Origin of the sequence: Pseudoclavibacter sp. CFCC 13796, assembly GCF_008831185.1 — a bacterium.
In the GTDB taxonomy this organism is placed as follows: domain Bacteria; phylum Actinomycetota; class Actinomycetes; order Actinomycetales; family Microbacteriaceae; genus Pseudoclavibacter_A.
The window spans coordinates 791,920-818,148 of sequence record NZ_WBKD01000001.1; the positions used below are offsets into that span (position 1 = coordinate 791,920).

The following is a 26,229-nucleotide window of genomic DNA, read 5'->3' on the forward strand; positions in this document are numbered from 1 at the left end:
GCGGCCACAAGCTCGAAACGAACGGTGAAGCGAAGGAATCGTGACAATGGCGTCAGCACACAACCCGCAGGGCGCGGCAGAACTCGCACACGCGGGGCAGCTGCTCATCGGCAGCCAGTGGCAGTCGGCGAGCGATCAGAGTGTGGTTGAGGCAGTCACCAATCCCTACACCGGCCAGACCGTGGCCGAGATCACCGCTGCTGCAGCCGAAGACGTCGAAGAAGCCGTCCGCGCCGCAGAAGCCGGTGCCGCCCGTTGGCGTCGCACTCCAGCTCACGAGCGCTCGGGCATCCTGCTTCGTGCTGCCGAGCTCGCCGATGAGCGCGTCGACCGCATTGCGGCGATCCTCTCGGCCGAGAACGGCAAGACGATCGCCGAGGCCACCGCCGAGTGCTCACGCAGCGGCGAGCTGATCCGCCTGGCCACCTTCGAAGGCACCCAGCTCTACGGCGAGACGCTGCCCCTCGACGCGAACCCCGGCACCGGTCTCGAGAAGGTGGGATTCACCGTCCGCCAGCCTGTCGGCATCGTCGCCGCGATCACCCCCTTCAACTACCCGTCGCTGCTCGTGCTGCACAAGATCGCCCCGGCGCTCGCAGCGGGCAACGCCGTGATCCTCAAGCCCGCCCGCACCACGCCGCTCACCGCGCTCGCACTGGCCCAGTGCTTCGTCGACGCAGGGCTCCCCGAGGGCGTGCTCTCCGTGCTCACCGGTGCCGGCTCGCTGATCGGCGACCTGCTCGTGAGCGACCCGCGCATCCGAAAGATCTCGTTCACCGGCTCGACCGGAGTGGGCGAGCGCATCACTCAGATCGCCGGCGTCAAGAAGCTCTCGCTCGAACTCGGCGCCTCGTCTCCGACTGTGGTGCTGCCGGACGCCGACCTCGAGCGCGCTGCCGAGGCAGTCGCAAAGGGCGGCTACGCGAACGCGGGCCAGGTCTGCATCTCGGTGCAGCGCGTGGTCGTGCACCGTGACGTGCACGCCGATTTCGTGGATGCCCTGGCCGCGAAGGTCTCGCAGCTGCGGGCCGGCGACCCGTCGAGCGCGTCGACAGACATCGGCACGCTGATCACCGAGGGCGAGGCCGAGCGCGTGCACGACAGCATTCGGGATGCGGTCTCGCGCGGCGCCCGACTGGTCACCGGGGGCGACCGTGACGGTGCGGTCGTGCAGCCGGCGATCGTGGACGGTGTGCGGCTCGAAGACCCACTCTCGCAGCAGGAGCTCTTCGGCCCGGCAGTCGCGATCACCGAGGCCTCTGACCTCGACGACGCCCTCGCTGTGGCGAACGGCACCCCGTACGGCCTGGCAGCGGGCGTCTTCACCGGCAGCGTCTCGACGATCACGAAGGTCATTCGCGAGGTCGACGCGGGCTCGGTGCACATCAACTGGACGCCGCTGTGGCGCGCAGATCTGATGCCCTACGGCGGGCTCAAAGCCAGCGGCATCGGCAAAGAGGGGCCACGCGCCGCGGTCGCCGAGATGACCGAGGTCAAGACCATCGTGCTGCACGGCTGACCAGGCTGCGCAGCTGACGCCCGCACACACCCCAACAGATCAGCGTCGCGCTTCGACACCGCTCGAAACGAGACGACTTCAGGAACACGAAACTCGCAGATTCAGGAACGCGAAACTCGCAGAGAGGAACCCGACATGGTTCACGGAGCATCCGGCAGGACGGTGCGGCTCACCGTCGCGCAGGCCATCGTTCGCTACATCACCGCGCAGCACAGCGTGGTCGACGGCGAGCGGCAGCGCTTCATCCCCGCAGCCCTGGGCATCTTCGGCCACGGCAATGTCGCCGGGCTGGGGCAGGCCTTCGCCGCCAACCTCGACCAGCTGCCCTTCATCCAGGGCCGCAACGAACAGTCGCTCGGCCACATCGCCGTCGGCTACGCCAAAGCGGCCAAGCGGCGTCAGGCGCTCGCGGTCACCGCATCCATCGGTCCGGGGGCGACCAACACGATCACCGCAGCGGGCCTCGCCACGGTCAACCGGCTGCCCCTGCTGCTTCTGCTCGGCGACACCTACGCGACCCGCCGCCAGGGGCCGGTGCTGCAGCAGCTCGAGAACCCAGCGGCGCCCGACACCACGGTGAACGACGCGTTCCGTCCCGTTTCGCGCTTCTTCGACCGCATCAGTCGTCCCGAGCACCTGATGACGGCGCTGCCGCAGGCGTTCCGCGTGCTGGCGAACCCTGTCGAGACGGGTGCCGTCGTTCTCTCGCTGCCGCAGGACGTGCAGTCGCATGCACACGACTGGCCTGTCGAGATGTTCGAACCGCGTGACTGGAAGATCCGTCGTCCGCTGCCCGACCCCGCCGAGATCGGCGAGATCGCCGAGCTCATTCGTCGGGCCGAGCGCCCTCTGATGATCGCCGGCGGCGGTGTGATCTACTCCGACGCCCAGCGCGAGATCACCGATCTGGGACGTTCGACCGACCTGCCGATCTCTGAGACCTTCGGCGGCAAGGGCGCCGTGCTCGAGCCCGGCCCCTTCCAGGTCGGCGGAATCGGACTCGAGGGCACCCCGGCGACGAATCACTTGGCGCAGCATGCCGACCTGATCGTGCACGTCGGCACTCGACTGACCGACTTCGCCACCGCTTCGCAGTCGCTCTTCGCGTCCGACGCGCGTTTCGCCTCGGTGAACGTCAGCGAGTTCGACGCGATCAAAGAGGGCGCGGTCGCCGCGGTCGCCGACGCGCAGCTCGCGCTGCGGGCGCTGGCCGACGAGCTGGGCGACTACAGCATCCCTGCGGCTTGGCGCGAAGAGATCGCCCGTGAGCAGGATGCCTGGGCGCCGAAGCGAGCAGCGGCTCTCGACCCCGATCGGGCGTTCGTTCGCGCCGATCACCCGGATGCGCCGGTCACGAACGCCGTGATCACGCAGGGGCAGCTGATCGGCGTGCTGCAGGAGCACGCACGCAGCGGCGACACCATCATCGCGGCGGCGGGCAGCCCTCCGGGAGACCTGCAGAAGGTGTGGGATGCGACTGACGGTCGCCATGCGCACCTCGAGTTCGGCTTCTCGTGCATGGGCTACGAGCTGCCTGCGGCGATCGGTGTGCGCCTGGCCGACCCGAACCCGGAGCACCGGGTGACCGCCTTCATCGGCGACGGCACCTTCCTGATGCAGCCCACCGAGATCGTCACGGCAGCCGCCGAGGGCATCGGGTTCACGCTGGTGGTCTCTGAGAACCATGGCTTCCAGGTGATCCGTCGTCTGCAGATGGGCAAGACCGGCCGTCACTTCGCCAATGAGTTTCGCTATCGCGACGAGTCTGGAGCCTCGCTGCACCAGGCCGTCACAGAGGTCGGCGAGACCAAGCCGGGCCGTCTCGAGGGCGACTACCTGAAGATCGACCTGATCGAGATCGCGCACGGCCTCGGTGCTGAGACGCACTATGTCGAGACCGCCGACGAGTTCCGTGCGGCGCTTGACAGCACCCGCGGAGCCACGCACCCGGTAGTGATCGTGGTGGCCACCGTGCCGCAGGTCGACCTGCCGGGCGCCGAGGTCTGGTGGGACGTCTCGCCCGCCGAGGTCAGCGGCGACAAAGTGGTCGAGGAACTCTACGACGAGTACCTCGAGGGCCGCGCAGATCAGAAGTGGCACGGATGAGCGCCGCCCGGGTATCACCCCTCACAGTGAACGCAGAGCTCAAGCAGCGCTTCGCACGCGGCGAGACGACCGTCGGGCTGTTCATCGGCCTGGGGTCGACGATGGCCGCCGAAGTGGTCGCCGCGTCGGGCGCCGACTGGCTGCTGGCCGACCTCGAGCACGGTGGCGGCGACGAGTCGCAGATCGGCGACATCGTGACCGCTGCGGCCGCCTACGGCGTGCCCACACTGGTGCGGGTCGAGACGCCGGAGCGCATCCGCGTCGGTCGCGTGCTCGACTCGGGGGCGGCGGGCGTGATGCTGCCGCGCATCACCTCTGCCGAACAGGTCGCTGAGGCTCGTCGCGGCCAGCTCTACCCGCCCGAGGGCATTCGCGGGGTGGCCTCGTATAACCGTGCCGCCCGCTGGGGGCAGGATCGCGAGGCGCTCGATCGCGCCAACGACGACACCATCACCGTGGTGCAGATCGAGACGCTCGCTGCGCTGGAGACGGTCGACGAGATCGCCGCGCAGCCTGGAGTCGACGTGCTCTTCGTCGGGCCGCTCGATCTCAGCTACGCACTCGGGGTGCCGCGTCAGTTCGACGCCCCGGTGTTTCAAGAGGCGCTCGACCGGGTGCTCGAGGCCGGTCGACAGCACGGCGTCTCGGTCGGCATCCTGGCTGCGAATCTCGAAGCTGCGCGGGCCTATCAGCGGCGCGGTTTCACCTTTCTGACCATCGGCTCTGACTCGACTCTGCTGGCCCAAGCGGTGCACGACACCGTGACCGGGCTGCGTGAGCAGAGCTGAACCGACCCCAGCACCCCAGTTTTGACGAACACTGAGCACTCAGAGACACGGAGCACACCAATGACCGACACACCAACGACGAACCCTCCGCGACAGATCGGCGTCGGCCTGATCTCGGTGGGATGGATGGGCAAGCTGCACAGCCGTGCCTACCGCAACCTGCCGCTGGTCTACCCAGAGCTCGGCATCGCGCCACGCCTGGTGCACGCCGCCGACACCGCCGCCGACCGCGCCGCCTACGCGCACGACGTGCTGGGCTACGAGAAGTTCACCACCGACTATCACGACGTGCTCAACGATCCCGAGGTCGACGTGGTCTCGATCTGCGCGCCGAACTTCTTGCACGCCGAGATGGGCATCGCCGCGGCCAAGGCAGGCAAGCCGTTCTGGATCGAGAAGCCGGTCGGCCGCAACGTCGACGAGACTCGCAGCGTGGCCGAAGCCGCAGACGCCGCCGGCGTGGTGACTTCGATCGGATTCAACTATCGCCACGCACCGGTGGTCGAGCACATTCGCGAGCTGGTGGCCGACGGCACCCTCGGCCGCATCACCAACGTGCGCGGTCGCATGTTCGCCGACTACTCGGCCGAGCCCAACGGCGCACTGTCGTGGCGGTTCATTCGCAACCTGGCAGGCTCTGGCGTGCTCGGCGATCTCATGGGGCATCTCATCGATCTCATCCACTACACCGTCGGACCGATCGCCGAGGTGAGCGCGGTCACCAAGACGGTCTACACAGATCGTCCGGAGCTGCCGATGGGCGCCGCCACACACTTCGCGGTGATCGAGAACGGCGTGCGCAAGCCGGTCGAGAACGAAGACTACGCAGGCATGCTGGTGCGCCTCTCAGGGGCGGCAGTCGGTGCAGACGCGGTGGGCACGCTCGAGGCGTCGCGCGTGGCTGTGGGCCCTCGGGCCAGCTACGGCTTCGAGATCTACGGCACTGAGGGATCGGTGCGCTGGGACTTCCAGCGCATGAACGAGCTCGAGGTCGCTCTGGGGCGCGGCGCCGCTGAGTTCGGCTACACCACCGTCTACGCCGGTGACGGCTACGGCGACTTCGGCCACTTTCAGCCCGGCGCGGGCACTGCCATGGGCTACGACGACCTTAAAGTGATCGAGGCGCGCAAGTTCCTCGAGGCCGTCACCGGAGCAGGACAGGCCAACTCGAACATCCACGATGCGGTCGCGGCCAACTCGGTCGTCACAGCCGCCGAGCAGAGCGCCGCCGACGGCCGCTGGCAGCAGATTCCCGACGAGGCGGGCAGCACCACCGTCGCGGTGCGTGCGAACGCTCCAGAGCAGGTGCGACATGGCTGACATGAACGGCGGTCAGCCGGTCGTCGTGGGCCTCGGCCCGGTCGATCCGGCGCTGGTGACCGAGTGGCTGGGCGACGACGTGCGCCTGGTGACCGATCCGAGCGCAGCCGATCTGGCCGAGGCGCAGGGGGCGATCGTGCGTGCGGCCTACGTGGTCGACCGTGCGGCGCTGGATGCGATGCCGGCGCTCAAGGTCATCGCGCGCACCGGCGTAGGCGTCGAGCGGGTGGACGTCGCGGCGGCCACCGAGCGTGGCATCCCGGTCGCGATCACCCCGGGCAGCAACGCCCGCGCGGTGGCCGAGGGAGCGATCACGCTCGCCGCCGCACTCGTCAAGCGTGTGCCGCAGGAGCACCGTCTGGTGAGCACGGGGCAGTGGGGCACCGCACCCATTCCGACTCCCGGCGATCTGCTCGGCAGCCGCCTCGGCGTGGTCGGCTACGGTCGTATCGGCCGCATCGTCGCGCAGCTCGGTCAGGCGCTCGGCTTCGAGGTGAGCGTGCACGACCCGTACATTCAGGCCGACGACCTGCCCAACCGGTCGCTCGCCGAGCTGGTCGCCGAGAGCGACGTGCTCACGCTGCATGTGCCCGAGACCGATCGGCCGCTGCTCGACCGCGATCTGCTGTGGAGCGCGAAGCCCGGGCAGGTGCTGATCAACTGCTCACGTGCCGGGCTGGTCGACATCGATCTGCTCGACGAGGCGCTTGAAGCCGGTGTGCTCGGCGGCGTCGGGCTCGACGTCTTCGCCAGCGAACCGGCACCGCATCATCCGGTCTTCGACCGCGACAACGTGCTGGTCAGCCCGCACGTCACCGGCCTCTCGGTCGCGGCCAGCGAAGCGACCTTCCGCATGGCTGCGCAGGCCGTCGCCGCCGTGCTCGCGGGCGGTCGCCCGGAATTCGCGGTGAACGCCGCAGAACTGGTGGATGCCAACCGATGAACGCCTGAACGTGAGACACGGCTTCTGAGCCACCGCTCAGAACCGAGAAACATCACAGAACCGAGAAGCATCAGAAAGTCCGCAGTACCAATCGAATATCGAATCGCAACAGAAACCGAATCACAACGAAGTGAGGACAACATGAACACCACGACAACGACGCCGGGCAGCCCCGGCGCGGCTGCAACCGCACCTCGTCGGCGACGCAATGGCATCCGCAGGATGCTCGCGCTGCTGATCGCAGTGATCGCCGGCGTGTCCCTGGCGGCGTGTTCCGGCCCGGCAGGGGCCAAGAGCGCGAACGTCGACACGCCGCGTCTGAAGATTGCCATGGTGACGTCAGCGGCTCCCGGCGATACCTTCTGGGACATCGTCCGCAAGGGCGGCGACACCGCCGCGTCGAAAGACAACGTCGAACTGCTCTACTCATCAGACCCTGACGGCAGCCGACAGGCTCAACTGGTGCAGCAGGCCGTCGACCAGAAAGTTGACGGCATCGTCGTGGCGCTGTCGAAGCCAGACGCCGTGGGCGGCGCGGTGAAAGAGGCTGTGGCCGCAGGCATCCCCGTGGTGTCGATCAACGCAGGCGAGAACCAGTTCGCAGATCTGGGCATCTCGGCTCACTTCGGGCAGAACGAGACTCTCGCTGGTGAGTCGGCGGGCAAGCAGCTCAACGAGGTCGGCGCCAAGAAGGTGCTCTGCATCGTGCACGAGCAGGGTCAGATCGCTCTCGAACAGCGCTGTGAGGGCGTGAAGTCGACGTTCACCGGGCAGGTCGAACAGATCTACGTGAACATCGCCGACATGGCCAGCTCCGCGTCGACCATCACATCGAAGCTGCAGACCACGACCGACATCGACTACGTGATGGCCCTGGCCGCTCCGATCGCCATGAGCACACTGGACTCCGTGCAGAGCGCAGGCAGCAGTGCCAAAGTCGCGACCTTCGACATGAGCGCCGACGCCATCACCGCGCTGCAGGACGGCCGACTCGCCTTCATCGTCGATCAGCAGCCGTACCTGCAGGGGTACTTGAGCGTTGAGAACATCTGGCTGCAGAAGACCAACGGCAACACGATCGGCGGCGGCAAACCGGTCTACACCGGCCCGAACATCCTGACGAAGGACGATGCCGACGCAGTCGCAGAGTTCGCCAAGAACGGCACACGCTAGTCTGCCCGATTCATTCTGAAGCTGAGGAGCACATCATGACCACCTCGACCACTGCGGTGGGGCCTGCGAAGACCGGCCCCACCCCGGGCAAAGACGAACGTGTCGCCCGCTCAAGCGTGTTCGTACGCATTTTCTCGAAGCCTGAGTTCGGGGCCGGATCGGCAGCCGTCGTACTGTTCATCCTGTTCGCCTCGGTCTCTCAGACATTCACGCAGCCGTCGTCGATCGCCACGGTGCTCTACGGCGCCTCGACGGTCGGCATCATGGCCGTCGGAGTCTCGCTGCTGATGATCGGCGGCGAAGTCGATCTGTCGGCCGGCGTCGGCGTGATCAGCAGCGCGCTCAGCGCCTCCCTGTTCACCTACTGGTTCGGCACGAATGTCTGGCTGGGCGTCGTCTTCGGCCTCGTCTTCTCACTGGCAGTGGGCGCCCTGAACGGATGGCTGCTGACCAAGACGAAGCTGGCCAGCTTCATCATCACGCTGGCCACGTTCTTCATGCTGACCGGTCTGAACCTCGGTGTCACCAGGCTCATCACCGGCGGAGTCGCCACTCCGTCGGTGCAGGGCCTGCCGGGGTTCGACTCGGCTGAGGCGGTCTTCGCCTCTGACATTCCGGTCTTCGGCGTGAACGTGAAGATCACGGTCTTTTACTGGATTCTGCTGGTCGTCGTCGCCACGTGGCTGCTGAAGCGCACCAAGGGCGGCAACTGGATCTTCTCGAGCGGTGGTGCACCTGACGCCTCTCGTGCGGTCGGCGTTCCGGTCGCTCGCACGAAGATCATGCTCTACATGGGCGTCGGCTTCTGCGCCTGGCTGCTGGGCATGCACCAGCTGTTCGCGTTCAAGACCGTGCAGTCGGGTGAGGGCATCGGCAACGAGTTTCTCTACATCATTGCGGCCGTCGTCGGCGGCTGCCTGATGACCGGTGGCGCAGGAAGCGCCATCGGCGGCGCCATCGGCGCACTGATCTACGGCATGGCGCTCAAAGGCGTCGTGTATGCCGAATGGAATCCAGACTGGCTGAAGTTCTTCCTCGGCGCTATGCTGCTCGGCGCCACCGTGCTGAACCTCATGCTGCAGCGTCGCGCTGCGAAAGGCGGAGGAAAGAAATGAACACGACCGCAACCACCACGGCCCCGACCACGGCGACCACGGCATCCGCGGCAGGCACGCGCACACAGGCGGGCGGGAACACGCCGCTCGTGAAGCTCGAAGACGTCGGCAAACGCTATGGCAACATCATCGCGCTGCAGGGCATCGACCTCGAAGTCGGCGCCGGCGAGGTGACCTGCGTGCTGGGAGACAACGGCGCAGGCAAATCGACGTTGATCAAGATCATCGCCGGGCTCCACAAGCACGACGACGGCGTCTTCTCGGTCGAAGGCGACCCGGTGCACCTGGCGTCACCGCGCCAGGCGCTCGATCTCGGCATCGCCACGGTCTACCAGGATCTGGCCGTCGCGCCGCTCATGCCGGTGTGGCGCAACTTCTTCCTCGGGTCGGAGGTCACGAAGGGGTGGGGGCCGTTCCGCCGCCTCGACGTCGACTACATGAGGCGCACGACGAAGCAGGAACTGCTCGACATGGGCATCGACCTGCGTGACGTCGACCAGCCGATCGGCACGCTCTCGGGCGGCGAGCGTCAGTGCGTCGCGATCGCCCGCGCCGTGCACTTCGGTGCGAAGGTGCTCATTCTCGACGAGCCGACTGCCGCCCTGGGCGTCAAGCAGTCGGGTGTGGTGCTGCGCTACATCATCCAGGCGCGTGAGCGCGGGCTCGGTGTGATCTTCATCACGCACAACCCGCACCACGCCTACCCTGTCGGCGATCGGTTCCTGCTGCTCAAGCGCGGCCGCAGCATCGGCTACTACCGCAAGAACGAGGTCACCCTCGACGAGCTGACCAGCATGATGGCCGGCGGTGCCGAGCTCGAAGAGCTGGTGCACGAGCTGGCGCAGACCGACACCGACACCGGTGTGCTGCGCACGATTCGCGACGACATCGAAGAGGACTCGACGGTCGACGTGCCGCATCTCACCGTGACCCGCCCGACGACGATCATCGACGAGTCGCAGGCCGCTGCGGCCAAGCACTGCCACGGCGCAGAAGGCGGTCGTCATGGGTGAGGCCCGAGCCGTCGAGCAGGGCCGGCCGCTCGGCCTGGCCGTGCTCGGGGCCGGCCGCATCGGTCAGGTGCACGCCGCAGCAGCGGCGGCACTGCCCGATATCGAGCTGCGGTGGGTGCAGGATGCCGTGCCCGCCGCGGCCGAGCGGGTCGCTGCGGCGAACGGCGCGCGTGCCGCGGGCACTCTCGAAGAGGTGCTGGCCGACGACGGTGTCGACGCCGTCGTGGTCGGCACGCCGACGCCGACGCACCTGGAGTTCATCGAGCGTGTGGTCGAGACCGGTCGCCGTGTGCTCTGCGAGAAGCCGCTGCATCTCGATTTGGCTGCGGTGGATGCCGCTGCGCGCCGCCTGGGCCCGGCTGCGGCCCGTGTGATGGTCGGGTTCAACCGGCGCTTCGACCCCGACTTCGCCGAGCTTCGGCGCCGCATGGGCGGTGCCGAAGCCGGAGAAATCGGTCGCATCGAACAGGTCGTGATCACCAGTCGCGACCCTGCGCCGCCGCCGCAGGAGTACTTGGCGGTTTCGGGAAGCATCTTTCGCGACATGACGATCCATGACTTCGACATGGCCAGGAACCTGGTCGGTGAGATCGCCTCGGTCAGTGCATCTGGCGGTGCGCTCTTCGACGTCGGCGCTCGTGCAGTCGGCGACCTGGATACGGCGATGACCACACTCACCTCGGCCAGCGGCGTGCAGGTGCTGATCGTGAACTCGAGACACAGCGCCTCGGGCTACGACCAGCGCATCGAGGTCTTCGGCCAAGACGGCACGCTTCGGGTCGAGAACCATCGCACCTCACGGGTGCGCCTCGACACTGCAGCGGGCACCGACCAAGGCGCGGTGTGGGAGGAGTTCTTTCTGACTCGGTATGAGGCCGCCTACCGTGCCGAGCTGCAGAGCTTCGTCACCGCAGCACGCGAGGGGCTGCCGTTCTCGCCCGGCTTCGACGACGGACGCCAGGCGCTCGCGCTCGCAGTCGCCGCTCAGCGCAGCCTGGAAGAGGGCCGCGTGGTCACCGTCAACGAAGTGGACACCGCCGCTGAGGTCGATGCCCCCTCTGAACTCGATGCTGCCGGGCCCACCCCACTCACCAGAGAGGCACACGTATGAAGAATCTGCTGCAAGACAGAGTCGTCCTCGTCACCGGCGGCACACAGGGCATCGGCGGCGCGACCGCCGTGGCAGCTGCTCGCGAAGGAGCGCGCGGGGTCGCCATCGTGGGCCGTCACGCTGAGAAGGCCAAACCAGTGCTGGACGAGATCGAACGGCATGGCGCGGAGGCGCTGATGATTGCGGCAGATCTGCTGCAGCCGGGCGAAGCCGAGCGCTCGGTGGCCGAGACCATCGAACGCTGGGGCCGGATCGACAGTCTGGTGAACGCAGCCGGGCTCACCACCCGCGGTACGATCACCGACACCACACACGAGCTGCTGCAGCAGCATCTGCAGCTCAACCTCGCCTCGCCGTTCTTCGCGATGGCCCGCACCATCGACGACCTGCGCCGACGTGGCGAACCAGGCACGATCGTGAACGTGATCTCGATCTCGAGCCACGCGGGGCAGCCCTATCTCGCGCCCTACGTGGCTTCGAAGGGCGGTCTGGCTGCGGCGACGAAGAACGCTGCGTTCGCGCATCGGTTCGACCGCATTCGCATCAACGGGCTGAACATCGGCTGGGCGCAGACTCCAGGCGAAGACGCCATTCAGCGCGCCTTTCACGGTGGTGAGGAGGGCTGGCAGAAGAATGCTGCAGCCGCGCAGCCGATGGGCCGTCTCGGCCAGCCGGACGAGATCGCAGATGCGATCGTGTTTCTGCTGAGCGAACGCAGCGGGGTCGTGACCGGGTCGGTCATCGACTGGGATCAGAATGTCATTGGAGGCTACGAATGAGCGATCAGCAACTACGAATCGGCGTGATCGGAACCGGGGTCATGGGCGCCGATCACGTGAAGACCATCACCGAATCAGTGTCGGGGGCACGCATCGCCGCGGTCGCCGACATCGACCTCGACCGCGCCCGTGCGGTGGCCGAACCCATCGGAGCCGTTGCGAGCGGCGACGCGCTCGACCTCATCGCAGGCGAGACTCTCGACGGGGTCATCATCGCATCCGCCGATCGCACCCATGCAGAGCTCACGCTCGCGGCTATCGCCGCCGGACTGCCGGTGCTCTGCGAGAAGCCGCTGGCGCCGACCGTCGCCGAATGCGAGGCGATCGTCGCAGCCGAGCAGGCGGCCGGACGCCCCCTCGTGCAGGTGGGGTTCATGCGACGGTTCGATCCGTCATACACCGACCTGCGCCGGCGCATCGTCGCTGGCGAGATCGGGGCGGCCCTGCTCGCGCACGCAGTGCACCGCAACGTGTCGATGCCCGCGGGATGGGACGCCACCGCAACCATCGTGAACTCGCTGGTGCACGAACTCGACGTGATGCCCTGGCTGCTCGACTCGCCCGTGCTCGAGGTGCTCTGGCTCGCGGCGCGGGAATCGACGAGGGTGCACTACGCAGACCCGCAGGTGACCCTGCTGCGTCTGCGCAACGGCGCACTGGTCACCGTCGAGGTGACGGCCAACGCCGTCTACGGCTATGAAGTGCGCTGCGAGACGGTGGGGGAGCTCGGAACGCTCGAGCTCACGACACCAGTCACCGCGGTGCAGCGTCGTGGCGGCGGGGTGCGGCATGACCTCGCCGCAGACTGGCGCCCCCGTTTCGCCGAGGCCTACCGCATCGAACTGCAGCACTGGGCGAACGCGATTCGCGACACTCCGGAGCACCCCGTCGCCGGCCCCGGCAGCTCTGACGGGCTCGTCGCGGCTCGGCTCACCGAAGCGGTGCTGCGCTCGCGCGAAACCGGCGGCTGGCAGGCCGTCCCCACCACAGCCACCACAGCATCCCCCGAATCAGGAGACCCAGAATGACGACCATCACCGACCGCATCGCCGCAGCCCCGATCTCATGGGGAGTGTGCGAAGTGCCCGACTGGGGCTACCAGCTCAATCCCGATCAAGTGCTCGGTGACATGCGCCGCCTGGGCGTCGCAGCGACCGAGTTCGGCCCCGAGGGGTTTCTGCCGCAGGCTCCCGCAGAGCGGGCTCAGGTGCTGAGCGGCTGCGGGCTGAAGGCCGTCGGCGGGTTCTTCCCGCTGGTGCTGCACAAAGCCGACCACGACCCGCTGCCCGAGATCGAGGCCGAGCTCGACGCGTACGTCGCCGCCGGTGCCACCACCGTCATCTACAGTGCGGTGAGCGGCGAAGACGGCTATGACGAGCGCGTGCAGCTCGACGACGATCAGTGGGACGTCTTCTTCGCGAACCTCGACCGCGCTCGTGAGGCCGCCGAGTCGCGCGGCATCACGGCGACGCTGCATCCGCACGTCGGCACGCTGATCGAGAGCCGCGACGACGTCGAGCGTGTGATCGAACGGTCGACGATCGGGCTCACTCTCGATACCGGGCACCTGTTCATCGGCGGCACCGACCCGCTACAGCTGGCTCGTGAGCATGGCGACCGCATTCGCCACACGCATCTCAAAGACGTCGACAACGCGATGGCGCAGCGCGTGCGCGATGGCGATCTGACCTACTATGAGGCCGTCGTGCAGGGCATGTACCGGCCGCTCGGGCAGGGCGATGCGCACATCGGCGACATCGTGCGCGCGCTCGAAGACCAGGGCTATCAGGGGTGGTACACGATGGAGCAGGACACTGTGCTGCCAGACGTCGAAGCCGTTCACGCAGCGGTCGCCGACGTCGCCGAGAGCATCGAGTTCCTGCGCAGCCTGGAACGACCATGAGTGCGAAGCCGCTGCGCATAGGGTCGATCGGCGCGGCTCGGATCACGGTCACCGCTGTGAGCGATCCGGCCCAAGAGACCGGGGATGCGCTGGTCGCCGTCGCCGCCCGCGATCCGGAGCGTGCGCGGGCGTATGCAGACACGCACGGGTGGCAGGATGTGGCTGCGACCTATGACGAGCTGCTCGCTCGGCCCGACGTCGATCTCGTCTACATCGGCCTGCCGAACGCTTTGCATGCGCAATGGGCCGTTCGCGCACTCAAAGCGGGCAAGAGCGTGCTGCTCGAGAAGCCGTTCGCCGCGAATCTCGACGAGTTCGATCAGGTGGCCGAGGTGCTCAGAGACTCCTCCGGATGGCTCTGGGAAGCATGGCACTATCGGTTCCACCCGCTCTTCGGCGACCTTCTGGCACAGGTCGGTGCAGGTCGTCTTGGGCGAATCACAGGACTCGACGTGCATATGCACATGCCCGAGCCTGCAGAAGACGACCCACGCTGGAGTTTCGATCTCGCAGGCGGCGCACTCATGGACGTCGGATGCTACGCGCTGCACGCCTCGCAACGGCTGGCCGAGGCGCTCGGGCAGGGCCTCGACAGCGACGGGCTTGCACCTGGACGGGTGCGGCGTGCGAGCGCCGACGTCTGGAGACTCGACCACAGGGTCGACCAACGGGTGACGGCAGAGCTCTCATTCGGCGAGCTGCCCGTGCACATCGAGGCCAGCATGGCCGACGACGTGCTCGAAGCGGGCGGCGGCGAGCATGGCGACGGATTCGACTTCAGCATCACGGTACACGGTGAGCGCGGCACCGCGCGCGTGCCCCGCTTTCTGATGCCCGAGGTCGACGACCGAGTCATCATCACCGATGACGCCGGCGAGCACATCACGCACGCGGGTACGAGACACACCTACGCGTACCAGCTCGATGCGGTGCGTGCCGAGCACGCGGCGAATCAGCGTGACGGCGACGAGCTCGCCCGCTCGCGCGAGGTGATGCGACTGATCGACGAGGTGTACCGCGCCACCGGCCTGCCGCTGCGTGCAGGCATCCTCGACACGGCATCCGCATGAGCTTTCAGCGCCACCCCGACACCAACATCGCACGTCTTCGCCTGGCTCGTTCATCGCGAGCCGACATACAACGATCGAAAGAGAAAGGCATCCACCGATGAATGCACAGACCGAGACCCACACCGATCTGCCCACCGTGCCGCACTGGTACGACGGCCACGCAGTCGAGCAGCCCGGCGCGCGCACGTCTCCTGTCTACGACCCCGCGCTGGGCGTCGCGACGAAGCAGGTGCCGCTCGCCACGCAGACCGAGATCGATGCTGCGGTGGCTTCTGCGCAGACGGCGTTCCCCGCCTGGAGCCAGCTGTCGCTCGCGCGTCGGCAGGCCGTGCTCTTTCGCTTTCGCGAGCTGCTGAACGAGCGCAAGGGCGAACTGGCCGAGATCATCACCAGCGAGCACGGCAAGGTGATCGACGACGCCCTCGGCGAGATCAGTCGCGGGCAGGAGGTCGTGGAGTTCGCCACGGGCCTCGCGCACCACTTGAAGGGCGAGTTCTCTGACCAGGTGTCGTCCGGCATCGACGTGTACTCGATTCGCGAGCCGCTCGGCGTGGTCGGTATCATCAGCCCGTTCAACTTTCCCGCGATGGTGCCGTCGTGGTTCTTCCCGATCGCGATCGCGGCCGGTAACACAGTCGTGGTGAAGCCGAGTGAGAAAGACCCCTCGGCGTCGATCTGGATGGCCGAGCTGTGGAAGGAGGCCGGCCTGCCCGACGGCGTGTTCAACGTGCTGCACGGTGACAAGGTGTCGGTCGACGGCCTGCTCACGCACCCTGACGTGAAGGCGATCTCGTTCGTCGGCTCGACCCCGATCGCGCAGTACGTCTACGAGACCGGCACGGCGCACGGCAAGCGTGTGCAGGCGCTCGGCGGGGCCAAGAACCACATGCTGGTGCTGCCTGACGCCGACCTCGACCTGGTCGCGGATGCTGCCATCAACGCCGGGTTCGGCTCGGCCGGCGAGCGCTGCATGGCGATCTCGGTGCTGGTCGCCGTTGACCCGGTTGGTGACGACGTCGTCGACCGCATCAAGGAGCGCATTGCGAAGCTGCGCATCGGCGACGGCAGACGCGGCTGTGACATGGGGCCGTTGGTGACCAAAGCACACCGCGACAAGGTGGCGTCGTACATCGATATTGCGGCGGGCGACGGCGCGGTCGTCGAGGTGGACGGTCGCAACGTGAATCCTGACGGCGATGCCAACGGATTCTGGCTCGGACCGACGCTGCTCGACAAAGTGCCGACCTCCTCGCGCGCCTATACCGAAGAGATCTTCGGGCCGGTGCTGGCGATCGTGCGGGTGTCATCGTTCGAAGAGGGCATCGAGCTGATCAACTCGGGAGCCTTCGGCAACGGCACGGCGGTGTTCACCAACGACGGCGGTGCGGCGCGGCGCTTCCAGCGCGAGGTGCAGGTCGGCATGATCGGCATCAACGTGCCGATTCCGGTGCCGGTGGCGACCTTCTCGTTCGGCGGGTGGAAGCAGTCGCTCTTCGGCGACACCAAGGCGCATGGCGCCGAGGGCGTGCGGTTCTACACGCAGACCAAGGCCGTGACGTCGCGGTGGCTTGACCCGAGCCACGGCGGGATCAACCTGGGGTTCCCGCAGAACGACTGAGTTGGGGCGGGCGCCTGTGCACGGTTCTGCTGAGATGTGCGCGGTTCTGCTCAGATGCACGCGGTTCTGCCGGTGTCGATCACCTTGACCGCGAGGGCTTTCTGTTCTGCCCAGATGTACGCGGTTCCGCCCAGATGTGCACGGTTCTGCTCAGATCGAGGTGATCTCGGCGGAACCGTGCACATGCAGCGGAACTGTGCACATGCAGCAGCCGTGCGCTGCTGCAACCGTCTGCTGCTGCAGCCGTGCGCTGTGCTGAATATGAAGGATGCTGTCCGCGGGCTGGCCGCCGAGCGCACCGGCCGTGACCCCTACCCTGAGCGAAGAAACGGGAGTATCTTTGGCCGTGGGCCGCACGACCTCGTGACTGGCCGGTGCGTGTTCACCGGTTTCAGACTCAACGAGGAGACACATGTCAGGCCACGACATCCTGTTGCTGTGCACCGCTCTCGGCGGCGTGCTGATGCTGATCGCGCTCATCACCAGCAAACTGCGAATGCACCCGTTCCTTGCCCTGCTGATCACCTCAGTCGCCGTCGGACTCGTCTCGGGGCTCAGCACCGGTGACCTGATCGACGCGATCGAAGACGGCGCAGGCAATACCTTCGGCAACGTGGGGCTCGTGGTGGCTTTAGGCGCGATGCTCGGTCGTCTGCTCTCTGACTCGGGCGCCACCGACCGCATCGCGCAGATCGTGATCGGCGAGCACACCGGCCGCGCAGCTCCGTGGCTCGTGGCGATCGCAGCGTTCGTCATCGGCATTCCGATGTTCTTCGAAGTCGGACTGGTCATGCTGCTGCCGCTGCTGTTCTCGATCGCGCTGCGCATCGAGCGCGCTGGGCGGCTCAAAGGCTCGGGGTTCGCCTGGGTGGCCATCCCGGCCATCGCATCCCTGTCTGCGCTGCACGGAATGGTCCCGCCGCATCCCGGCCCGCTGACCGCGATCTCGACCATCGGCGCAGATCTCGGCCTCACCATGATCTACGGGCTCATCGCCGCGGTGCCCGCTGTGATCCTCGCCGGTCCGGTCTACGCGCGGTTCGTCGCTCCTCGGCTGCACATTCGCCCGGATGCCGCCCTCGTCGAGCAGTTCACCGGCGCCGCCCAGACCGCCGCAGTCCCGACTGCCGCAGTCCAGGCTGGCGCCGCTCAGACCTCCGCAGCCCAGACCTCCGAAGCGCATTCCGGTGGGTCAGCCAGCGCGTCGAAACGTGCGACTGGTGACGCGGCCGGTGGCGTGTCGCGTCTCGGTGGTGCGGCAGGCCTCGATGGTGCGGCGGGCGGCGTGGCGAACGTCACCAAAGATCATCCGGATGCGCCGGTCGCGCAGCCCGAACAGCATCCGGTCTCGTTCGTGGTCGCGATCATTGCGACGCTCATCCCGGTGGTGCTCATGCTGTTTCGCACGCTCACTGCGACGCTGCTGAGCAACGACTCTGTGACCGGCAAGGTCGCCGGCTTCGTCGGCAGCCCGGTGGTCGCGATGCTGATCGGGGTGCTCGTCGCACTGGTGATGCTCGGCTACGGTCGAGGCACAAAGCCAGAGCAGCTGCGCAAGTGGCTCGGTTCGTCGCTGAAGCCGATCGCCGGCATCCTGCTGATCATCGCCGGCGGTGGAGCCTTCAACAAGGTGCTCATCGCCTCAGGAGTGGGCGACGCGATCATGCATATGGCGTCGAACTGGGCGCTGTCGGCGGTCGTATTGGGGTGGGTGATTGCCGCGCTGCTCTCGGTGTCGACCGGTTCGGCGACCGTGGGAATCGTCGGTGCGTCCGGTCTGGTGGCACCGCTGGCCGCGGCTGACCCGACCGTCAACCTGGCATTGCTCGTGGTGGCCATCGGCTCGGGCTCGATCTTCTTCAACTATGCGAATCACGCTGGCTTCTGGCTGGTGAAAGAGTCGTTCGGCATGACCATGGGCGAGACGTTCAAGACGATCACCGTGGTGCAGACGATCGTGGGACTGATCGGCCTGGTCGTGACCTTCGCGCTCAGCCTGATCGTGGGGCTGCCGGGATAGCAGGGATGCTGAGCTGAGGATGCCGGGGCGGCATCGTGGTGGGCGGCGCGTGCACGGTTCCGCTCAGATGTACACGGTTCCGCCGAGATCACCTCGATCAGAGCGAAACCGTGCATATTCGGGTAGAACCGTGCACATTTGGGCTGAACCGTGCACTGCAAGGGGCGATCGACGGCACCGATCCGGAGGGGAATCAGCAGCTCGGTGCCATCGACCTTTCAGCCCAGAATCGACAGGGGGGATTCGATCCGCCGCTGGAAGGCGGCGCTCAGCTGGGCTGCAACCGCGCCGTCGATGGCGCGGTGGTCTATTGAGAACGTGCACTCGATGACGGTGCCGATCTCGATCTGATCGTCGACGATCAGGGGCTTGCGGTAGGCGGCGCCGACAGCGATGATCGCCGACTGCGGGGGGTTCAGAATCGCGCTGAACCGCTTGGTGCCGTACATGCCGAGGTTCGACACGGCGAGCGTGCCGCCAACCAGATCAGCGGGTGAGGTGCGGCCGGCTCGTGCCTGCTCCGCGAACCCGCGTACCTGCTCGTGCACGGCTCCGACGCTCAGCTGGTCGACACCGCGAACGACCGGAGTCACCAAGCCGCCGTCGATCGCCACCGCAACTGCGACATCCACCTGATCGAAGGTGAGCAGCCGGTCGCCGTCCCACAGTACGTGTGCCTCTGGAACGTCGCGCAGCGCGAGCGCCGCCGCCTTGACGATCAAGTCGTTGACCGAGACGCGTCGCGCACGGTCGTCACCTGCGATCGTCTCGTTGAGTTCGGCGCGCAGCGCGAGCAGCCGGTCGACCCGACATTCCACATCGATGTAGAAGTGGGGCACCTGCGTCTTGCTCTCGGTGAGGCGACGGGCGATGGCGCGGCGCATCCCGGTGAGGGGAATGGCCGTGGCGCCGTCCGGCACCTCTCCGGCTGACGGAGATGTGCGCTGCACCGGGTTCGTGACTACCGGTGGTGCAGGCACAGCGTGGGGATGCTGGGTCGCGCCCGCGGCATCGCCTGCGGGCGTCTCGGCGTGCGCCGGAGAGGCAGCTGCGTGAGCACGATCGATGTCGCGACGCACGATGCGTCCGCCTGGGCCGGTCGGCTCGACGCGGTTCAGATCGATGCCGCGCTCGCGAGCCAATCTGCGAGCCAACGGGCTCGCGAATCGGCGCGAGCCGTTCGTGTGCGCATCGGCCTCGGAGCCCCGATCGCTCAGCTCTGCCACCTCTTGCTGGGGAACCGCTGGGGGCTGAGCGCTCGACGGTGTCACGGAGAGATCTGCGGGTGCATGTGCATCTGCGGCTGAGGAACCGTCAGCTTCTGCTTCAGCATCAGCATCAGCATCAGCATCAGCATCAGCATCAGCATCAGCAGGTGCAGGTGCGCCGTCTGCCTCATCAGCGCCACCGCCCACTGCGTCCAGGTCTTCGCCGGGCAGGGCGAGCAGCAGCATGGGGGTACCCACGGTCACTGTCTCACCGGGCTCGACCAGCAGCCGTGCGACCGTGCCGGCCTCTTCTGCCTCGTACTCGACGACGGCCTTCTCAGTCTCGATCTCAGCGAGCGGCTGCCCGACCTCGACCGTGTCTCCGACCTGCTTGAACCACTCGTTGATCGACGCCTCGGCTGCTCCGGCGAGCACCTCGGGCATGTTCACGGTCTTCGGCATCATCGACCTCCGAACTGCGCGCGCACCTGCTCGAGGCCGGCGACGACTTCTTCGTGCCCGGCGATCGCCGCGCGCTCGAGCACCTTGGAAATGCTCGGGCTCGCCTCGCTGCCGGTCACGCGCTGCACCGGCTGATCGAGCCAGTCGAACAGACGGCGCTGAATCTCGTCGGCCAGCCAGCCGCCGTACGAGGTGCCCTGAGCGCCCTGCTCGACGATGAGCACGGCACCGGTCTTCTTCACACTGGCCTCGATGGTCTGCCAGTCGAGGCTCGCTCGGTCGAGCCAGCGCAGGTCGATGACCTCGCCGTCGACCCCGGTCTCGTCGACCGCGTCGAGGCAGTGCTGCACCATGGAGAGGTACGACAACACGGTGACCTCTGAGCCTTCGCGGCGCACTGCGGCCTTGCCGAAGGGCAGCTGGTAGTCCCAGTCGTCGACCAGCACCTCGCCCTTCTGCGCATAGAGGTCGACGTGCTCGATCACGACGACCGGGTCGTCGATCGCGAGGGCTGCGTTCATCAGCCCCACATAGTCCGCGGGCGTCGATGCGGCGACCACGCGCCAGCCGGGCGCGGTGGCGAAGATGCCTGCCGGATCCATCAGATGCTGTGAGCCGTACCCCGACCCCATCGCGATCTTGGTGCGCAGCACGAGCGGCACTGCGCTGTGCCCGCCGAACATGTGGCGCGCCTTGCCGATCTGATTGAACACCTGGTCGGCCGCCACCCACAGAAAGTCCGGGTACATGAACTCGACGACCGGTCGAAAGCGCCCGTCGAGGGCGACGCCGCCGGCGAGGCCTGCGAATGCGTTCTCTGAGATCGGGGTGCCGAGCACACGGCCGTCGAAGCGCTTCGTGAGCCCTTTGGTCGCGCCGTTGGTGCCGCCATTGAGCCGATGCACGTCTTCGCCGAGCACGATGATGCGGTCATCGGTCTCCATGCGCCGCTCCATGACCTTGGCCACTGCGTCGATGAACTTCATCGTCTTGGTCTCTGGCTGCGTTGCGTCGGCCGGGCTGGTCGTTGCGGTGTCGGCATCTGCATTGGTGCGGATGCCCGTCGCGGCAACGACCAGCGCCACCGGATCGAGCGTGCGCGCGTCGGCGATCTCGCTGAGGTCTCCGCGCACGCCGACGTCGACGAAGCCGGGCTCGGGCCAGAGCTCCGGACGAATTCGAAGCGCTCCCGTCTGCGACTCGGGATCGGCCTCGGTGAGAGCTGAGACGGCCGCACGCATCGCATCCTGCGCCTGTGCACGCACCTGATCAACCTGCTCACGAGTGAAGACGTCGCGCTTGATCGCTTCGAGAGCGACCTTCTCAAGCGGGTCGCGCTCACGCCATTCGGCCTCTTCGGCTTTGGTGCGGTAGCCGAACGCGCTGCCGGGGTAGGGGCCGTTCTGATGGAAGAACCGATAGACGAGCGCCTCGATGACGACCGGCCCTTTGCCCGCGCGCATGTGGTCGAGGGCGGCTTCGGTCGCGAGGTGCACGGCGAGCGGATCCATACCGTCGACGCGCCATGAGGGAATGCCGAAGCCGGGGCCACGCCCGCTGAGCCGTGACTCGCCGGTGACCTCGTCGACGTTGGTCGACACGGCGTAGCCGTTGTTCTCGATGAAGAACGCGAGGGGGATGTCCCAGGCGGCGGTGAGGTTCATCGACTCGAGGACCGAGCCGATGTTCGTGGCTCCATCGCCGAAGTAGGTGAACGTCACATCGTCGGTGCCCGCATGTCGCTGCGCCCAGGCGTTGCCCGCGCCCAGCGGCACCCCGCCGCCGACGATGGCATTGGTGCCGAGTGCCCCGGCCTTGTGCCACTGCAGGTGCATGGAGCCTCCGCGGCCTTTGCAGTACCCCTGCGCCAGACCGAGGATCTCGGCGAGCGTGCGCTGCAGTACCTCCTGCGTCGTGTCGTCGACGATGGCGCCGAGGTCGTACGCGCCGCGATGCACGTGACGCAGAGCCTTGGCGAGAAACTGGTGGTGGCCGCGGTGCGAACCGTTGATGCCGTCACTCGAGCGCAGGCCGGTGATCGAACCGACGGCGCCGCCCTCCTGGCCGATGCTGGAGTGTGCGGGGCCGTGGACGAGGCCCTGACTGGCGAGGTCGAGCACGCTCTCTTCGAACGCGCGGATGAGATGCATCTGTGCGAGCATGTCGCGCAGCAGCTGTGGGTCGGCTTCGTCCCAGTCTTTCGCGGTCGCGCGCAGCTCGACCCATGGAACGGCGGGTCTGAGATTGACAGTCTTGGGCATCGTCACTTTCTCCTTTGACAGTGCATGCGTGGTGTGGTCGAGCAGACGGATGATTCGTCGCCGTCGCTTGTCGACTGGGCATCACTCTAAAACGGTAATTGGATCCAATGCAAGTGCCCTCAGGGATTCATATTCGATTATCGCGACCATAAGGCCTCTCAATGTATCCAATAATGAGTGAAGGTCTGCGTCGTGCAGGGGCGAGCCTTGGTACACTCATGATGGTTTGCGCGCGATGTCGACAGCCTGGGCGCCCTGGCAGGGACAGCCGCGGGATTCTGAGACAGCGAGTCAGCAGTCGCCCGGCCGTGAGGGGGTGTGACGTCCAGTCGCAGGATCGAGGTTTGGGAGGAGCCTGGTATGGGGACGATGAAAGAGACATCGACCGGTCGTGTCGTCGACCAGCTACGTGCGTTGATCCTTGATGGCGATCTTCTGCCTGGAGAACGCCTGCGGCAGGAAGAACTGGCCGAACAGCTCGGAGCGAGTCGTGTGCCGATTCGCGAAGCACTACGAGTGCTGGCTGGGCGCGGGCTGGTGCGCTTGGTGGCGAACACCGGGGCGTGGGTCTCTTCGCTGACGCATGACGAATGCGTCGAGCTCTATCGCGTGCGGGAACGGCTGGAGCCCCTGCTGCTCGAACAGAGTCTGCCTGGTCTGCGTGAGGCCGAGCTGCAAGAGATCGATGTCGCTCGAAGAGCTGTTGACGAGTGTCGCGATGTGCGCGAGTTCATAGCGCTGGATCGACGGTTCCATTCGCTGACCTATCAGGCGGCGCCAGACGGCTACGTCAAACGCGAGGTCGGGCAGCTCTGGGACGTGACACAGCACTATCGGCGTCGATTCACCGAGATGCAGGATGATCGGGGCAGGGCGCTGATCGCCAGCGAGCATGGGCTGCTTGTCGATGCGCTCATGCGGGGTGACTCGGTGGCAGCCGTGGCTGTCTTGGAGATGCACATTCGGCGCACACGTCTGGCACTCCAGCATGCCGTGCATGTGTTCGACAGCTGAGAGAGCAGTCAGAGTCGCTTACCGGCGATCTAAATATGTATCCAAAATCTCTTGATTATGGCTGAATCAATACGATTCTGGACTTAAGTTGCAATCGTTGGATCCAATCTCTTAGTGTGTGACCATTCGCACTACGGTGCGCTCACAACATGTTCGATTCAATGAGGAACACATGGCATCTCTCCCAGACCCCACATCACTCGCGCTTCCAGAAGTTCTGCGCGGACATCCCGTCGATCAGGTGGCCTTTCTGGTCCCTGACCTGGCTCAAGCCATCGAAGCGTGGAAAGAGCTCGGCTACGACGAATGGAAGATCTACACATACTCACCCGATTCAGTTCCGGAGCTGACCTACCGCGGTCAGCCGGGTACCTACTCGATGCGTCTTGCACTGAGTGGCAGCTCACCCCAGATCGAGCTGATCCAGCCGATGGACGGCCCCAGCATTTACCATGAGTGGGTCGAAAGCCGCGGATACGGTCTGCACCACGTGGGCTTCTTCGTCGATTCCGCCGCGGAGGTCGTCGATGCCTTCGCTGCGCTGGGCACTGCCCCAGCACAGACCGGCAGCGGCTACGGCGCTGACGGCGACGGCGCGTTTGCGTACTTCGATGCTGTCGATTCGACGTTCGCCGTCGTGCTCGAAGCCATCGAGGTGCCAGCACAGCGGCGCCCCAGCGAGACGATCTGAGGGCCGAGATGAGCGTGACTTCAGAAACATCCGCAGCCACAGCATCCACTGAAAATGCTGTAGACCATCGCCACCTGCGCCGATCGCTCGCGGCCAGCGCCGTCGGTAACGCGCTTGAGTGGTTCGACTGGACCGTCTACGCGATCTTCTCGACGTACATCGCCGGAGCGCTCTTCGATCAGTCAGACAAGGTGTCAGCATTGCTCGGCACGCTGCTGGTCTTCGCCGTCGGCTTCATCGCCCGCCCGGTGGGCGGCATGGTGTTCGGTGCACTCGCTGACCGGTACGGGCGCAAGGTCGTGCTCGTGACCACCATGCTGACGACCGCAGGTGGCAGCCTGCTGATCGGCATCGCTCCCTCGTATGAGGCCGTGGGTGGTTGGGCCTCATTCGTCCTGCTGATCGCGCGCCTCGCCCAGGGGTTCGCGCATGGCGGTGAGTCGACTGCCTCATACGCCTATGTCTCTGAGATCGCACCGCCGAAACGGCGTGGTCTGTGGTCGAGTTCGGTGTATGTGAGCATTGGCGCCGGTACTCTGCTGGCGACACTGTTCGGCAGCTTGTTGACCAGCTTCACGACCAGCGAACAGATGCACGAATGGGGCTGGCGTGTGCCGTTCATCGCCGGGGCACTGCTGGCAGTGGCGGTGCTGTTCATGCGTCGCGGGATGGTCGAGTCGCTGCCCGACGAAGAGTCGGCCGAACAGTCGAACGACGCTCAGCCCGAGAAGACCCTGTCATCGCGTGCACTGTTCGTGATCGGGTTGAAGATGTTCATCTTCGTCGGCGGCACCTCGGTCGTCTACTACACATGGAACTCGTTCGCATCAACCGTAGCGATCAGCCAGCGTGGTATGGACGCCCAAGCGGCCTTCACCGCCAGCCTCATTGCCCAGGTGATCGGAATCGTGGCGCTGCCCTTCGCCGGCATGCTCTCTGACCGCATCGGACGCAAACCGATGCTCGCCATCTGGGCCGCAGGGTTCGCCGTGCTGGCTTTGCCGTTGATGGGGCTCATCTCGACGCAATCATGGACGCTGCTGGTCGCGCAGGCGGTCGCGCTCACATTGAATGCGTGTGCGACGTCGGTGTTCGCCTGCGTGCTCTCGGAACAAGTACCGACTCGGTACCGTACGAAGGTACTGGGAGTCTCGATGTCATTGTCGGTTGCCGTGTTCGGTGGCACGACGCCATACCTGAACACGTGGCTGACGTCGCTCGGGCTCGGTTGGGTCTTCAACCTCTACTTCATCGTGCTGTGTGTGGCTTCGCTCATCGTCGTTCTGTCGTGGCGTGAGACGGCCAAGCGCCCTCTGAAAGAGATCGAAGACGAGATTCTCGCCGGTGCGGGACGCTGATCGCAGAACCTTGACATTGCGCTGCACGGCTGAGCGAGCACTTCGCTTGGTCGTGCAGCGCTTTGCGTTTTGGTCTGCACAGAGCCCTCACCCCGTGCTGGATTGTCGAGGCTTGTGACCTGCTTGCCCTGGGGCAGTGGGGGATCAACTTGGTCTTCACACAGAACGGCTGAGGGCGTTGTGGGGGGGGGGGGGCGGCACGTACATGGTTCCGCTCAGGTGTGCACGGTTCCGCCGAGATCACCTCAATCTGAGCGGAACGGTGTGCATTTGAGCGGAACCGTGCACGTGTGCAGAGGATAGGCCGCCACTTGCTCACTACGAAGAGGTGCCGTCACCGCTGAAGCGTTCGGCCTCCGTGCTCTGTCGTTCCTGTGCGAAGCCTCGCAGCTGTGCACAGTTGTACCCCGGGAAATCCAACCGGGCTGTCGATAATGCGGCCAGTTTCGGCAGTGATTGCGGCTGTAGTTCTCGGGGCTGGTTGTATATCTCAAGCGCGGTTGCATTCTGTCCGATGGATCGCGCGGAGTAGGAACGAAAGTCACGTTGACCGACTCAGCACCGAGCAAGACTGCTGCCGGAACATACCGCTAGAAACTGGGGACAGAACCCGAGGCTCCAACCCACTGATTGAAGCTTGAATCTGATTGAGGCTTGAATCCTCTGTCAGAGCACGAAGTCAGAACCTACTGATTGACGCTAGAACCCACTGTCAGAACACGAAGCCAGAGTCGGAAGCCCGAAGCCCCTGGCAGAA

General features: G+C 66.2%; 20 protein-coding genes. 18 read left to right on the plus strand and 2 right to left on the minus strand.

What is annotated here, in order from left to right; genetic code table 11:
* Positions 1-46: 46 nt before the first annotated feature.
* From F8O07_RS03605 to F8O07_RS03675, 15 genes are all read left to right on the plus strand, one after another.
* Complete coding sequence (locus tag F8O07_RS03605) at positions 47-1,519, plus strand: aldehyde dehydrogenase family protein (protein ID WP_158030775.1); 1,473 nt, start codon at positions 47-49, stop codon at positions 1,517-1,519.
* Positions 1,520-1,654: 135 nt separating this feature from the next.
* Positions 1,655-3,625 (plus strand): 3D-(3,5/4)-trihydroxycyclohexane-1,2-dione acylhydrolase (decyclizing), encoded by a 1,971-nt coding sequence (iolD, locus tag F8O07_RS03610; protein ID WP_158030776.1) that lies wholly within the window; start codon positions 1,655-1,657, stop codon positions 3,623-3,625.
* 26 nt (positions 3,626-3,651) lie between these two features.
* The gene (locus F8O07_RS03615) at positions 3,652-4,413 is read left to right on the plus strand and encodes an HpcH/HpaI aldolase family protein (protein ID WP_225733154.1); all 762 of its coding nucleotides are present in this window, start codon (positions 3,652-3,654) and stop codon (positions 4,411-4,413) included.
* Positions 4,414-4,473: 60 nt separating this feature from the next.
* On the plus strand, positions 4,474-5,733 hold the full coding sequence (locus F8O07_RS03620; RefSeq protein WP_158030778.1) for a Gfo/Idh/MocA family protein: 1,260 nt from the start codon (positions 4,474-4,476) through the stop codon (positions 5,731-5,733).
* The gene (locus tag F8O07_RS03625; protein WP_225733155.1) at positions 5,726-6,676 is read left to right on the plus strand and encodes an NAD(P)-dependent oxidoreductase; all 951 of its coding nucleotides are present in this window, start codon (positions 5,726-5,728) and stop codon (positions 6,674-6,676) included. The genes F8O07_RS03620 and F8O07_RS03625 overlap by 8 nt, the downstream gene beginning before the upstream one ends.
* A 141-nt stretch (positions 6,677-6,817) precedes the next feature.
* Complete coding sequence (locus F8O07_RS03630; protein WP_158030779.1) at positions 6,818-7,849, plus strand: substrate-binding domain-containing protein; 1,032 nt, start codon at positions 6,818-6,820, stop codon at positions 7,847-7,849.
* A gap of 35 nt (positions 7,850-7,884) precedes the next feature.
* Positions 7,885-8,964: an ABC transporter permease gene (locus F8O07_RS03635; RefSeq protein ID WP_158030780.1), complete on the plus strand. Its 1,080-nt coding sequence runs from the start codon at positions 7,885-7,887 to the stop codon at positions 8,962-8,964.
* Positions 8,961-9,977: an ATP-binding cassette domain-containing protein gene (locus F8O07_RS03640; protein WP_158030781.1), complete on the plus strand. Its 1,017-nt coding sequence runs from the start codon at positions 8,961-8,963 to the stop codon at positions 9,975-9,977. The genes F8O07_RS03635 and F8O07_RS03640 overlap by 4 nt, the downstream gene beginning before the upstream one ends.
* Positions 9,970-11,088, plus strand: a complete 1,119-nt coding sequence (locus F8O07_RS03645; RefSeq protein WP_158030782.1) for a Gfo/Idh/MocA family oxidoreductase — start codon at positions 9,970-9,972, stop codon at positions 11,086-11,088. Before F8O07_RS03640 ends, F8O07_RS03645 begins: the two co-directional genes overlap by 8 nt.
* Positions 11,085-11,867, plus strand: coding sequence for an SDR family oxidoreductase (locus F8O07_RS03650; RefSeq protein WP_158030783.1), 783 nt, complete (start codon positions 11,085-11,087; stop codon positions 11,865-11,867). The genes F8O07_RS03645 and F8O07_RS03650 overlap by 4 nt, the downstream gene beginning before the upstream one ends.
* Positions 11,864-12,895 carry a Gfo/Idh/MocA family oxidoreductase gene (locus F8O07_RS03655; protein WP_158030784.1) on the plus strand — a complete coding sequence of 344 codons (1,032 nt, stop codon included), beginning with the start codon at positions 11,864-11,866 and terminating at the stop codon, positions 12,893-12,895. Before F8O07_RS03650 ends, F8O07_RS03655 begins: the two co-directional genes overlap by 4 nt.
* Positions 12,892-13,770: a sugar phosphate isomerase/epimerase family protein gene (locus tag F8O07_RS03660; RefSeq protein ID WP_158030785.1), complete on the plus strand. Its 879-nt coding sequence runs from the start codon at positions 12,892-12,894 to the stop codon at positions 13,768-13,770. The genes F8O07_RS03655 and F8O07_RS03660 overlap by 4 nt, the downstream gene beginning before the upstream one ends.
* Positions 13,767-14,840, plus strand: coding sequence for a Gfo/Idh/MocA family protein (locus F8O07_RS03665; protein WP_158030786.1), 1,074 nt, complete (start codon positions 13,767-13,769; stop codon positions 14,838-14,840). Before F8O07_RS03660 ends, F8O07_RS03665 begins: the two co-directional genes overlap by 4 nt.
* A 97-nt stretch (positions 14,841-14,937) precedes the next feature.
* Complete coding sequence (locus F8O07_RS03670; protein WP_158030787.1) at positions 14,938-16,458, plus strand: CoA-acylating methylmalonate-semialdehyde dehydrogenase; 1,521 nt, start codon at positions 14,938-14,940, stop codon at positions 16,456-16,458.
* Between the two features lie 412 nt (positions 16,459-16,870).
* Positions 16,871-18,478, plus strand: coding sequence for a GntP family permease (locus F8O07_RS03675; RefSeq protein ID WP_158030788.1), 1,608 nt, complete (start codon positions 16,871-16,873; stop codon positions 18,476-18,478).
* A 218-nt stretch (positions 18,479-18,696) separates the two neighbouring features.
* Here the strand turns inward: F8O07_RS03675 and F8O07_RS03680 are convergent, their stop codons facing one another.
* Both F8O07_RS03680 and F8O07_RS03685 read right to left on the minus strand, forming a co-directional pair.
* The gene (locus F8O07_RS03680) at positions 18,697-20,151 is read right to left on the minus strand and encodes a dihydrolipoamide acetyltransferase family protein (protein WP_225733156.1); all 1,455 of its coding nucleotides are present in this window, start codon (positions 20,149-20,151) and stop codon (positions 18,697-18,699) included.
* Positions 20,148-22,409, minus strand: coding sequence for a thiamine pyrophosphate-dependent enzyme (locus F8O07_RS03685; protein WP_158030789.1), 2,262 nt, complete (start codon positions 22,407-22,409; stop codon positions 20,148-20,150). The genes F8O07_RS03680 and F8O07_RS03685 overlap by 4 nt, the downstream gene beginning before the upstream one ends.
* Before the next feature lie 360 nt (positions 22,410-22,769).
* Between F8O07_RS03685 and F8O07_RS03690 the strand changes: the two genes are divergently transcribed.
* The 3 genes from F8O07_RS03690 (at position 22,770) to F8O07_RS03700 (ending at position 25,472) form a co-directional block, all read left to right on the plus strand.
* Positions 22,770-23,423 (plus strand): GntR family transcriptional regulator, encoded by a 654-nt coding sequence (locus F8O07_RS03690; protein WP_158030790.1) that lies wholly within the window; start codon positions 22,770-22,772, stop codon positions 23,421-23,423.
* 172 nt (positions 23,424-23,595) lie between these two features.
* On the plus strand, positions 23,596-24,114 hold the full coding sequence (locus F8O07_RS03695) for a VOC family protein (protein ID WP_158030791.1): 519 nt from the start codon (positions 23,596-23,598) through the stop codon (positions 24,112-24,114).
* 8 nt (positions 24,115-24,122) lie between these two features.
* A complete protein-coding gene (locus F8O07_RS03700; RefSeq protein ID WP_158030792.1) occupies positions 24,123-25,472 on the plus strand; it encodes an MFS transporter in 1,350 nt (449 codons plus the stop codon).
* The last annotated feature ends 757 nt before the right edge of the window (positions 25,473-26,229 follow it).

What these genes read in the sequence shown, in the direction of transcription:
- F8O07_RS03640 (WP_158030781.1), top strand. Translation starts at nt 8,961, where the DNA reads ATGAACACGACCGCAACCACCACGGCCCCGACCACGGCGACCACGGCA.
- iolD (WP_158030776.1), top strand. Translation starts at nt 1,655, where the DNA reads ATGGTTCACGGAGCATCCGGCAGGACGGTGCGGCTCACCGTCGCGCAG.
- F8O07_RS03625 (WP_225733155.1), top strand. Translation starts at nt 5,726, where the DNA reads ATGGCTGACATGAACGGCGGTCAGCCGGTCGTCGTGGGCCTCGGCCCG.
- F8O07_RS03620 (WP_158030778.1), top strand. Translation starts at nt 4,474, where the DNA reads ATGACCGACACACCAACGACGAACCCTCCGCGACAGATCGGCGTCGGC.
- F8O07_RS03665 (WP_158030786.1), top strand. Translation starts at nt 13,767, where the DNA reads ATGAGTGCGAAGCCGCTGCGCATAGGGTCGATCGGCGCGGCTCGGATC.
- F8O07_RS03685 (WP_158030789.1), bottom strand. Translation starts at nt 22,409, where the DNA reads ATGCCCAAGACTGTCAATCTCAGACCCGCCGTTCCATGGGTCGAGCTG.
- F8O07_RS03655 (WP_158030784.1), top strand. Translation starts at nt 11,864, where the DNA reads ATGAGCGATCAGCAACTACGAATCGGCGTGATCGGAACCGGGGTCATG.
- F8O07_RS03675 (WP_158030788.1), top strand. Translation starts at nt 16,871, where the DNA reads ATGTCAGGCCACGACATCCTGTTGCTGTGCACCGCTCTCGGCGGCGTG.
- F8O07_RS03695 (WP_158030791.1), top strand. Translation starts at nt 23,596, where the DNA reads ATGGCATCTCTCCCAGACCCCACATCACTCGCGCTTCCAGAAGTTCTG.
- F8O07_RS03605 (WP_158030775.1), top strand. Translation starts at nt 47, where the DNA reads ATGGCGTCAGCACACAACCCGCAGGGCGCGGCAGAACTCGCACACGCG.
- F8O07_RS03680 (WP_225733156.1), bottom strand. Translation starts at nt 20,151, where the DNA reads ATGATGCCGAAGACCGTGAACATGCCCGAGGTGCTCGCCGGAGCAGCC.
- F8O07_RS03650 (WP_158030783.1), top strand. Translation starts at nt 11,085, where the DNA reads ATGAAGAATCTGCTGCAAGACAGAGTCGTCCTCGTCACCGGCGGCACA.
- F8O07_RS03670 (WP_158030787.1), top strand. Translation starts at nt 14,938, where the DNA reads ATGAATGCACAGACCGAGACCCACACCGATCTGCCCACCGTGCCGCAC.
- F8O07_RS03630 (WP_158030779.1), top strand. Translation starts at nt 6,818, where the DNA reads ATGAACACCACGACAACGACGCCGGGCAGCCCCGGCGCGGCTGCAACC.
- F8O07_RS03690 (WP_158030790.1), top strand. Translation starts at nt 22,770, where the DNA reads ATGGGGACGATGAAAGAGACATCGACCGGTCGTGTCGTCGACCAGCTA.
- F8O07_RS03660 (WP_158030785.1), top strand. Translation starts at nt 12,892, where the DNA reads ATGACGACCATCACCGACCGCATCGCCGCAGCCCCGATCTCATGGGGA.
- F8O07_RS03645 (WP_158030782.1), top strand. Translation starts at nt 9,970, where the DNA reads ATGGGTGAGGCCCGAGCCGTCGAGCAGGGCCGGCCGCTCGGCCTGGCC.
- F8O07_RS03700 (WP_158030792.1), top strand. Translation starts at nt 24,123, where the DNA reads ATGAGCGTGACTTCAGAAACATCCGCAGCCACAGCATCCACTGAAAAT.
- F8O07_RS03635 (WP_158030780.1), top strand. Translation starts at nt 7,885, where the DNA reads ATGACCACCTCGACCACTGCGGTGGGGCCTGCGAAGACCGGCCCCACC.